At 64.0% G+C, this 8,918-nt stretch carries 10 protein-coding genes; all 10 read right to left on the bottom strand.

Annotated elements, in window-relative coordinates; genetic code table 11:
* A partial coding sequence (locus AADX97_RS28015) for a hypothetical protein (protein WP_374237348.1) occupies positions 1–238 on the bottom strand: 238 nt, incomplete at its 3' end.
* Positions 235–522, bottom strand: coding sequence for a HigA family addiction module antitoxin (locus tag AADX97_RS28010; protein WP_374237357.1), 288 nt, complete (start codon positions 520–522; stop codon positions 235–237). The genes AADX97_RS28010 and AADX97_RS28015, both read right to left, overlap by 4 nt.
* 103 nt (positions 523–625) lie before the next feature.
* Positions 626–907, bottom strand: coding sequence for a type II toxin-antitoxin system RelE/ParE family toxin (locus AADX97_RS28005; protein WP_374237349.1), 282 nt, complete (start codon positions 905–907; stop codon positions 626–628).
* 735 nt (positions 908–1,642) lie between these two features.
* Positions 1,643–1,972: a helix-turn-helix domain-containing protein gene (locus AADX97_RS28000; protein ID WP_374237350.1), complete on the bottom strand. Its 330-nt coding sequence runs from the start codon at positions 1,970–1,972 to the stop codon at positions 1,643–1,645.
* 348 nt (positions 1,973–2,320) lie between these two features.
* Positions 2,321–3,775 carry a TrkH family potassium uptake protein gene (locus AADX97_RS27995; protein ID WP_374237351.1) on the bottom strand — a complete coding sequence of 485 codons (1,455 nt, stop codon included), beginning with the start codon at positions 3,773–3,775 and terminating at the stop codon, positions 2,321–2,323.
* On the bottom strand, positions 3,775–5,178 hold the full coding sequence (trkA, locus tag AADX97_RS27990; RefSeq protein ID WP_374237352.1) for a Trk system potassium transporter TrkA: 1,404 nt from the start codon (positions 5,176–5,178) through the stop codon (positions 3,775–3,777). Before trkA ends, AADX97_RS27995 begins: the two co-directional genes overlap by 1 nt.
* Positions 5,179–5,241: 63 nt before the next feature.
* The gene (locus tag AADX97_RS27985) at positions 5,242–5,844 is read right to left on the bottom strand and encodes a DedA family protein (RefSeq protein ID WP_374237353.1); all 603 of its coding nucleotides are present in this window, start codon (positions 5,842–5,844) and stop codon (positions 5,242–5,244) included.
* Between the two features lie 13 nt (positions 5,845–5,857).
* Positions 5,858–7,252: an APC family permease gene (locus tag AADX97_RS27980; protein ID WP_374237354.1), complete on the bottom strand. Its 1,395-nt coding sequence runs from the start codon at positions 7,250–7,252 to the stop codon at positions 5,858–5,860.
* Positions 7,249–8,310, bottom strand: a complete 1,062-nt coding sequence (locus tag AADX97_RS27975; protein ID WP_374237355.1) for an FAD:protein FMN transferase — start codon at positions 8,308–8,310, stop codon at positions 7,249–7,251. Before AADX97_RS27975 ends, AADX97_RS27980 begins: the two co-directional genes overlap by 4 nt.
* A 53-nt stretch (positions 8,311–8,363) precedes the next feature.
* Positions 8,364–8,576: a twin-arginine translocase TatA/TatE family subunit gene (gene tatA / locus AADX97_RS27970; protein WP_374237356.1), complete on the bottom strand. Its 213-nt coding sequence runs from the start codon at positions 8,574–8,576 to the stop codon at positions 8,364–8,366.
* Positions 8,577–8,918: the final 342 nt, after the last annotated feature.

Here is an 8,918-nt window from a genome sequence, read left to right as displayed (position 1 = left end):
CCTCGACCCCGATCCCCGGACCCCGATCCCCGACGGTCGTCTCGATATCGCACGGTCCCCACACCTCGATGGAAACATCTCGGCTCTGAGCAGCCAGGTCGTAGATGACCTTGAATGTCTCCGGCGGCAGGCCGTCACGATCATTGTGGACGAATGCCCAGGTCGCCATCCGGTCCCCCCAGTGAGGGACGGAATCATGGAAGTCCCCGCAAGTCTTCTCGATCAGCTGCGCCTTCATGCGGCTCGGGGAGAGACCTCGGCCTCGACGGTTCGGCCCACCGTCCGCTTCGCCACTTCCAGCTCGTGGTTCTTCTGGAGATTCAGCCATGATTGCGGGGTCGTACTGAAGTAGCGAGCGAGCCGCAGTGCCGTGTCGGCGGTGATTGAGCGGGTGCCGTTCAGGATGGCTGTGACCCGGTTCGGCGGGACATGCAGCGCCTTGGCGAGGGCATTCGCCGATAGGCCGAGGGGCTCCATAAAGTCCTCCCGGAGGATCTCGCCAGGGGTGACCGGTGGCATCATGTCCGCGCCGTCGGCCACGTCGGAGAAGTCGATCTCGTCCAGGTGCTCTCTTTGGATAGTCACGGGTTTTTTGGTGCGCTCGATGTTGGAAGATAAGCCGGCCTCAGTGGTAGTCGGTCACCTCGACATCATAGGCGTCATGCTCCTCCCATCGGAAACAGATGCGCCATTGGTCGTTGATGCGAATGCTCCACTGACCCTCACGGTCGCCGCGAAGCTGCTCCAGGCGATTGGAAGGCGGCACGCGCAGAAAGTCGAGTGTGTCCGCCGCATCCAGGGCTTGCAGCTGGGCGTAGGCACGGCGATGGATGTCCGGCGGAAGACCCCGCACACGTCGGCCCGAGAACAGGGCGGCGGTAACCTTGTCGGCGAAGCTCTTGATCACCTGTCGAGGTTAGTACGTATTACGTTTAGCGTAAAGAAGCTCATAACACTGCCTGCCGCTATTCCGACGACGTTCTCTCTGGTTGCTGGCTCATAGACCCTCATTGGAGTCCGGCTCACGTTCGCTTGCGGACGCTCCTGCGGGCTGGGCCTGGCCCCCTCGGGAACCGACGGGGCATGATTCCCCGGTCTTGTGTCGGTGATCGATGTTCGCAAGCAGCCCGAAGACGACTGCGCAGCAACGAAGCAGGGTGTTTGCTTTCCGCAAATCCTCGCCGGATCGCATCCGTTTCGGCCAGGGGGCCGATGCGGCACGTGCAGACCCCAGGCGATCGACGGGGGACTGAAGGCTCCGGGTCCTAACCGGCCTATCCCGATCGTAACCGCCAGCGTCCGCTCTGGGTCCGGAACGGTCGCCCGGGATGAAGCGCCGAGCGGCTGGTCCGGGTCGAGTCCGGACCTTTTGCATCGCCTCTCAGCCTGTGCTCTAACGCAGGAAGAAACCAGGGGTCGGATGGGCAAATCCGGGAGATCCGTGACGGGCGGGATACCGTTGGAAAAGACAGCTGAGCGAGCGTGACCATGGTCCGCGACACGTCCATTTGGTCGGGGGCAGCGTCGATGTCCTGATTGGCCTGAGGACCCTGCAGACGGATGGGACTTGGCCGCGGGGACTGCAGGCCGAGGTGTTGGCTCGCGGACAAACCGGGCCAGACCACCAAACCTCATCCAAACATCAGTCGGCGGTGCGCAAGTCTTCGGCGACATCCCGCAGGGCCTTCGGGTTACGCCCAGCGATGGCGAGTAGGGTCCGTGCGGCGCCGCCGGGTTGCTTGCGCCCCTGCTCCCAACCTTGCAGGGTGCGAACCGAGACCCCGAGAAGCTCTGCGAACTGCGCTTGGGAGAGCCCGGTCTCCTGTCTCGCGGCCAGTGCGGGGGGCCATACAACGCGTCCCTCTCCGGCCTTCATTTCGCCGATGACCTGGAGCAGGTCGGCTGTCAGATCGCGCTCGGCCTCGTTGGCATCCAGTTCCGCGTCGGTCAGGGGCTCAGTCTTCGAGTGCACGGCGAATCTCTTTAAGTTTCGGGCCGTTGAGGTTGTCGGTCTTCGATTTGGAGTACAGGTTCAGAAGGATCAACGCGCCCGCGGCTGTGCTGGTGTAATAGATCCACCCTGACGCGTCCTGACTTGCCGGACCCTTCTCGTCGCCAGCGTACTTTTCGCAGGCCGCCGGATTCCGGGACGACCTCGCCGGCGTTCGGATGCTCGGCAATGTAGGCACAAAAGCTGCTGCGTTCGTCCTCGGTCCAGTGCAGAGGCCATTGCCTCTGAAAGATTGGGGTCTCGATCACGGTCGGCATTGAAGAATCGTACGCCTAAGGCGCAGTCTCGTCTATGACTCAAGCAAACGCCTTACTTGCGCCAAAACCGCGGCGTAAAGAGGATCAAAAGCGAGAAGATCTCAAGCCGTCCGAGCAGCATCGTGAAGCTCAGGACCCAGATCTCGTAGTCGGTGAGGCTCTGATAGTTGGTCGCCGGGCCGACTTGTCCGAGGCCCGGACCGGCGTTGTTGATGCAGGCGATCACCGCCGTGAAGGCGGAGATGAAGTCCAGGCCTCCGAAGATCAGCAGGAAGGTCAGCCCGACGATGCTCATGGCGTAGAGAAAGATGAAGCCGAGGATGGCGAAGACCACCTGATTCGGGATCTGAACGCCGCCGACCGTGACCGGTGCCGCCATGGTGGGATGGATCAAACGGCTGATCTCGCGCGAGCTCTGACGCGTCAGGATCAGGGTGCGGATCATCTTGATGCCGCCGCCGGTGGAGCCGGAGCTGGCGGTCACGCAGGAGAGGAAGAGCATCCAGAAGGGCACGAAGATGGGCCATTGCGCATAGTCGACACTGACGAAGCCGCAGTCGGTGGCGATGCTGATCAGATTGAAGCTCACGTCGCGCAGCGCGGTCAGGACATCGCTGTAGGTGCCGACGAGCAACAGATAGAGTGTGCAGCCCAGGGTACTGACCAGCAAGACGGCCAGCACGCCCTTTGCCTCGGCGTCGCGCCAGTAGGCACTGAGGCTGCGCGCCCGCCAAGCGGTGTAGTGGGTCGCAAAGTTGAGCGCGGCGATCACCATGAAGACGATGATCACCACCTCAATGAGCGGCGAGTGGAACGCGCCGATGCTGGCGTCGAGGGTCGAGAAGCCGCCGAGCGAGAGTGTCGAGAAGGCATGACAGACGGCGTCGAACCAATCCATGCCGGCCAGCTTGAGCGCAATGACGCAGGCGATCGTGATCCACAGATAGACCGTCCAGAGGAGGATCGCGGTGTCGGCGATACGCGCGGTGAGCTTGGTGTCCTTGATGGGGCCGGGCACCTCGGCCCGCAGCAACTGCATCCCGCCCACACCTAGGAGCGGCAGGATGGCGACGGCCAGCACGATGATCCCCATGCCGCCCAGCCAGTTGAGCGTGTGGCGCCAGAGATTGATGGACGGCGCGACCTGATCGAGCCCGACCATGACCGTCGCACCGGTCGTGGTGAGCCCGGACATGGTCTCGAAGAAGGCGTCGGTGAAGCTCAACTGCTCATGCAGCATGAGCGGCACGGTAGCGATCGCGGCCGTCAGGGTCCAAGCCGCGGCGACCAGGATGAAGCCGTCGCGGGCCTTGAGCTCGCGCAGATGGCGGCGCGTCGCGATGACCAGCACGGCGCCGACGGCGATGCAGGCGTGCAGGCTGGTCACGAAGGTCGCAAAGGTCCCGTCGCGGTAGATGATGGCGCAGCCGATGGGCAGCAGATAGGTCAGGCTGAAGACCAGCAGCAAGCGTCCGAGCGCGTTGATGACCGACGGCAGTCCGGACATCAGAAGAATCCAAGGCCCACTTGGAAATAACGCTCGACCTTGGAGACCAGCGATTTATTGATGAGAAAGAGGATGATGTGGTCTTCGGCCTCGATGACGCGATCGTGATGCGCGATGATGACCTCACGACGATCCGCCCGACCAAGCTCGGGACGCGGCCCGCGCACGACCGCGCCGACCGTCACCCCGTGCGGAAGATCGAGCTCATCGATGCGCCGGCCGATCACCTTGGATGTCCCGGTATCGCCGTGAACGACCAACTCCATCGCCTCGGCCGCCCCGCGCCTTAGGCTATGCACACGGGCAACGTCGCCGCGTCGGACATGAGCCAGCAAGGAGCCAATCGAGATCTGCGCCGGGGAGATGGCGATATCGATGCGATCGGCCTGAACCAGGTCGGCATAGGCGCGCCGGTTGATCAGTGCCAGCACCCGTCGCGCCCCCATGTACTTGGCGAGCAATGCAGAGAGGATGTTGTCCTCGTCGTCGTTGGTGAGGGCGAGAAAGACATCCATGTCCTCGATCCCCTCGGAGGCGAGCAATTGCTCGTCGGTTGCATCACCGACGAGCACGAGCACGCGATCGAGGCCGGCGCCCAAGGTCTTGGCGCGCTCTTCGTTGACCTCGATGATCTTGATCTGGAAGCGGCCTTGTGTCGCGGTCGCGAGACGTTCTCCGATGTTTCCGCCGCCGGCGACGAGGATGCGTCTCGTCGGGCGTTCGCGTCGACGCAATTCGGACATCACCTGGCGGATATCGCAGGTCGCAGCCAGGCAGAAGACCTCGTCGCCGGGCTCGATCAGGGTATCGCCGTCCGGGATGATGGGTTGATCGCGCCGGTAGATCGCGGCGATTCGGGCGTCCAAGGTCGGGATATGACGACGTAGGTCGGACACCGGGTGACCGACCAGGGGACCGCCGGCGAAGGCGCGCACCGCCACCAGGCTGACCAACCCGTCGGCAAACTCCAGCACCTGCAGCGCCTCGGGAAACTCGAGCAGCTTGACGATGTAGTCGGTGACGATCTGCTCGGGACAGAGACTGAAGTCCACCGCGAAGTTCTTTGCGTCCAACAATTGGGGAAAGCGACCATAGTCGGTCGAGCGCAACCGGGCGATCTTGGTGGGTGTATTGAAGAGCGTCGCCGCGGTGCGGCAGGCGCAGAGATTGGTTTGGTCACTTTGGGTCACGGCGACCAGCAGCTCCGCGTCGGCCATACCGGCACGTTCGAGCACGGCCGGCAGGGCGGCATTGCCGGCGACAATCCTCAGATCAAGGCGATCCTGCAAACGCGCCAGCCGCGGCAGGTCGGTGTCGACGACCGTGATCTCGTTGTCCTCCGAGACCAGGCTGTCGGCGACCGAGCTGCCGACCTGGCCGGCACCGAGGATCACGATCTTCATAGCGCTAACCCCGGAAGCTCGAAAGGCAAATCGGTATTCCGGCCTGGTCTCGCGGCATGGTCCTCACGCCGCGAGCCGTCGCCGCCAGAGGTAGTAACCCGCGAGGGTCAGCGCGACGAACCCAAACACCGCGGCGGTGACCAGCGGCAGGTTGTCCTGGATCAGCGCCTCGTTGCCGCCGATGAGATAACCCATCGCGACGAGGATCGTCGACCAGATGCCGGCTCCCAGACAGGTATAGAAGACGAACGTCCGCATCGGCATACGCGTGAGTCCCGCCGGGAGCGAGATCAGATGTCGAATCCCCGGGACCAGGCGTCCGGTGAAGGTCGAGATGGCACCATGGCTGAGAAAAAAGGCATCCGTTCTGTGCAGCAGCGCGGGTCGCACGAAGAACCAGCGCCCGTAGCGCTCCAGGAAGGGACGACCGACCAACAACGCGAACCAATAGTTGACCAGCGCCCCCGCGAGACTCCCGAGGGTAGCGGCCAGCAGGATCAACGCCAGGCTCATCTTGCCCTGATAGGCGAGATAGCCGGCCGGTATGACCACCAGCTCGCTCGGAACGGGGAGAACGGTGGATTCCATGGCCATCAACACGAAAATCCCGAGATAGCCCCAGTCGCCGACCGTGGTCAGGATCCAGTCGATCGAAGCATGCAACATGGCGTTTTGTTCTCTAGGTGTGCTGCGCCGCAAGTGCGCTGTGATGACGCGAGTAAAAGACGTAGATCGCAAGCCCCACCGCCAACCAAAGCCCGAACCGCAGCCAGGTCACCCAGGGCAGACTCAGTGCGAGATAGAGGCAGGATGCCGCGCCCAGCAACGGAACCAAGGGGGACCAAGGGGTGCGAAACGGCCGAGGCAGGTCCGGTTGCGTGACACGCAGCACGATCACGCCCACGCAGACCAGAAAGAAGGCCGCGAGCGTACCGATGTTGACCAGCTCGGCGACCTCCCCGATCGGGGTCAGCCCGGCGACCGCAGCCATCGCGAGACCGACCAGGAAGATCACCCGGATCGGGGTCTGCGTCCGTGGATTCACCTGCGCGAAGATAGGCGGCAAGAGCCCGTCGCGGGACATGGCCAGGACGATGCGGCTCAGCCCGTAGTAGAGGACCAGCATGACGGTCGTAAGACCCGCGATGGCTCCGGCTGCCACCAGGCCGGCCGCCCAGGAGTGACCGAGACGCAGCATGACATCGGCGACCGGCGAGCCGACATTGAGGCTCGGGTAAGGCACGACCCCCGTCAGTACGGCGGCAACCAGGATATAGATGAGTGTACAGACGGCCAGCGACACCAAGATCCCGATGGGTAGGTCGCGCTGCGGATGACGGGCCTCCTCCGCGGCGGTGGAGACGGCATCGAAGCCGATGTAGGCGAAAAAGATAAGCGCAGCGCCCCCCATGACCCCGTTCCAGCCGAAAGGCATGAAGGGCACCCAGTTGGCGGGATCGACCCGGCCCACTGCGACGGCGAGGAAGACACCAATGGCCAGGAGCTTGATCAGGACCATGATGCCGTTGACCCGGACACTCTCGCGGATGCCCACCCCCAGGAGAAGCGCAAGCGTCAGCACGATCGCGGCGGCCGGCAGATTGAGCAGACCGCCCTCCGCGGGCCCATGCAGCCAAACGGCCGGAAGGCCCAGGCCGACCGCCTCGAGCGCATTGTTGGCATATCCGGACCAGCCGATCGCCACCGCCGAGACGGCCACGCCGTACTCCAGGATGAGGTCCCAGCCGATGATCCAGGCCACGAGCTCGCCGAGCCCGGCGTAGCAATAGCCATAGGCACTGCCGCAGCCGCCGATTGCCGCGGCGAGCTCGGCATAGGCGAGGGCGGCGAAGGCACAGGCGGTGCCTGCGACCAGATAGGACAAGACGATGGCAGGACCGGCCTGCGTGGCTGCGGCCACGCCGGTGAGCACGAAGATGCCGGCGCCGATGATGGCCCCGATCCCGAGCAGGGTCAGATCAAGCGGACCCAGGACACGACTCAGCCCGGTGTCGCCGTGAGGGTGATCGGCGTTGATCGCCTTGGTTCGCAACAGCGTGGATGTCCAGGTCATCTGGGCTGCTCCGATGTGCCGGGTGCTCGGTCTTCCGGCGTCGATCGCGCGAGATACGCCTCGAAGGCCGGGCTTGCGACACCGCGCAGCGCATCGCCATCACGAACAATAAAATAGGCCGCGAGCCCCTGAGATGCCGCAAGCTCCGACGCCCGCTGCTCTCCTAGAACCATGAAGGCGGTGGCAAGTCCGTCGACGACGATCGCGTGTTCGCCTACAACCGTCGCCGACCCCAGGTTGCGCTCGATCGGAGCACCCGTCGCGGGATCGATCTCGTGGGAATAGCGTTTGCCGTCCTTCTCGAAGAAGTTGCGATAATCACCCGAGGTCGAGATGGCCCGGTCGGAGACCGGGACGATTCGGTGTACGGCGCGCCGATCCGGCAGTGGCTCCTCGATCGCGATCGCCCAGGGTTGGCCCTTGGGGTTGAGCCCCTGCGCGCGGATGGTGCCGGCCACCGCAACCATGTAATCGGCCAACCCCCGCGCATCGAGATCCGCCGCGACCAGATCCACACCATAGCCTTCTCCGAGCGCGGAGAGATCGATGTAGACATCGCCCCGGGCCTTGCGGATGGCCGGCGGGGAGGCGCGAAGCTCCAGCTTGCGCCAACCGACGCGCTCGCGCGCGGCCTGAATCTGCTCGGGGGTCGGCAACGCGTCCGGTCGTGCCTCGGGCCCGAAACCCCACAGGTTGACCAGGGGGCCGACCGTGATATCGAAGGCACCGTCGCTCAACTCAGCGATACGCTGACCTTCCGCGATCACGGCATACAGCTCGGGCGAGATGGGGATCCAATCCGTGCCGGGATTCGCGTTGAGCCGGGACAGCTCGGAGGTCGGCTCGTAGGTCGAGATCTCGGCGATCACCCGATCGAGGACCGACTCCACCTCGAGCTTGAGCGCATCCGTGGTCATCCCGAGCGGAGGGCGGGCGACCTTGACCGAATAGTAGGTGCCCATCGTCGGTCCTTCGATCTCGATCGAAGGGGCTGCACGCTCGCCGCAGCCGGCCAGCAGCAAGGCGCACAAGACAACCAGCGCGGGAAAGGAACCCATGTGTCTCACGGCTCTCTCGGAATCGACAGCAGCCCGACCGCGCCGCACCGCCTTCACGGCTGCCGAGTGGATGCCGAGTCCCGGTCGTCGGCCTTCTCCGACGCGCTCGGAGCAGCAATCCCGTCGCCCGAGACGGAGCGCCTGAAATCTCGAATGGCCGAGCCCAGGTCCGAGGCGATGCCCGGAAGGCGCTTGGATCCGAACAGGACCACCACCACGACCAGCACCATGATGACCTCCCAGACGCTCATGCCGGAAAGACCCATATCACATCACCTCGTGAAGGAAGAACCGCTCGCGACGACGGGCGCGACCGCCCGGTCTCAAACCCAAACACCTCGCCCCCGAACCGACGACGCGATTGTATACCCTGGTTGCGAATACCGCGATTGAACAGTGAACGGCATCGGCCCCACACCTCGGTATCGCGTATCTTTGGCAACCACGACCTTTTTATTCGCGCAAGGAGGGCATCCTCGCACCATGACCGACAAAGGGTTTACCGGAGCACTCGGCGGACGGATCGCACTCACCGCGTTCTTGATCGGACTCTTGTTCCTGAGCTACCGGGTTCTGCACCTCTTTCTCGTGCCGGTCACCTGGGGCCT

Origin of the sequence: Thiocapsa sp. C2-2m (assembly GCF_041903745.1) — a bacterium.
Classification (GTDB): domain Bacteria; phylum Pseudomonadota; class Gammaproteobacteria; order Chromatiales; family Chromatiaceae; genus Thiocapsa; species Thiocapsa roseilacustris.
This window is presented reverse-complemented; position numbering and strand designations above follow the sequence as displayed.

What these genes read in the sequence shown, in the direction of transcription:
- AADX97_RS28010 (WP_374237357.1), bottom strand. Translation starts at nt 522, where the DNA reads ATGATGCCACCGGTCACCCCTGGCGAGATCCTCCGGGAGGACTTTATG.
- AADX97_RS27995 (WP_374237351.1), bottom strand. Translation starts at nt 3,775, where the DNA reads ATGTCCGGACTGCCGTCGGTCATCAACGCGCTCGGACGCTTGCTGCTG.
- trkA (WP_374237352.1), bottom strand. Translation starts at nt 5,178, where the DNA reads ATGAAGATCGTGATCCTCGGTGCCGGCCAGGTCGGCAGCTCGGTCGCC.
- AADX97_RS27985 (WP_374237353.1), bottom strand. Translation starts at nt 5,844, where the DNA reads ATGTTGCATGCTTCGATCGACTGGATCCTGACCACGGTCGGCGACTGG.
- AADX97_RS27980 (WP_374237354.1), bottom strand. Translation starts at nt 7,252, where the DNA reads ATGACCTGGACATCCACGCTGTTGCGAACCAAGGCGATCAACGCCGAT.
- AADX97_RS27975 (WP_374237355.1), bottom strand. Translation starts at nt 8,310, where the DNA reads ATGGGTTCCTTTCCCGCGCTGGTTGTCTTGTGCGCCTTGCTGCTGGCC.
- tatA (WP_374237356.1), bottom strand. Translation starts at nt 8,576, where the DNA reads ATGGGTCTTTCCGGCATGAGCGTCTGGGAGGTCATCATGGTGCTGGTC.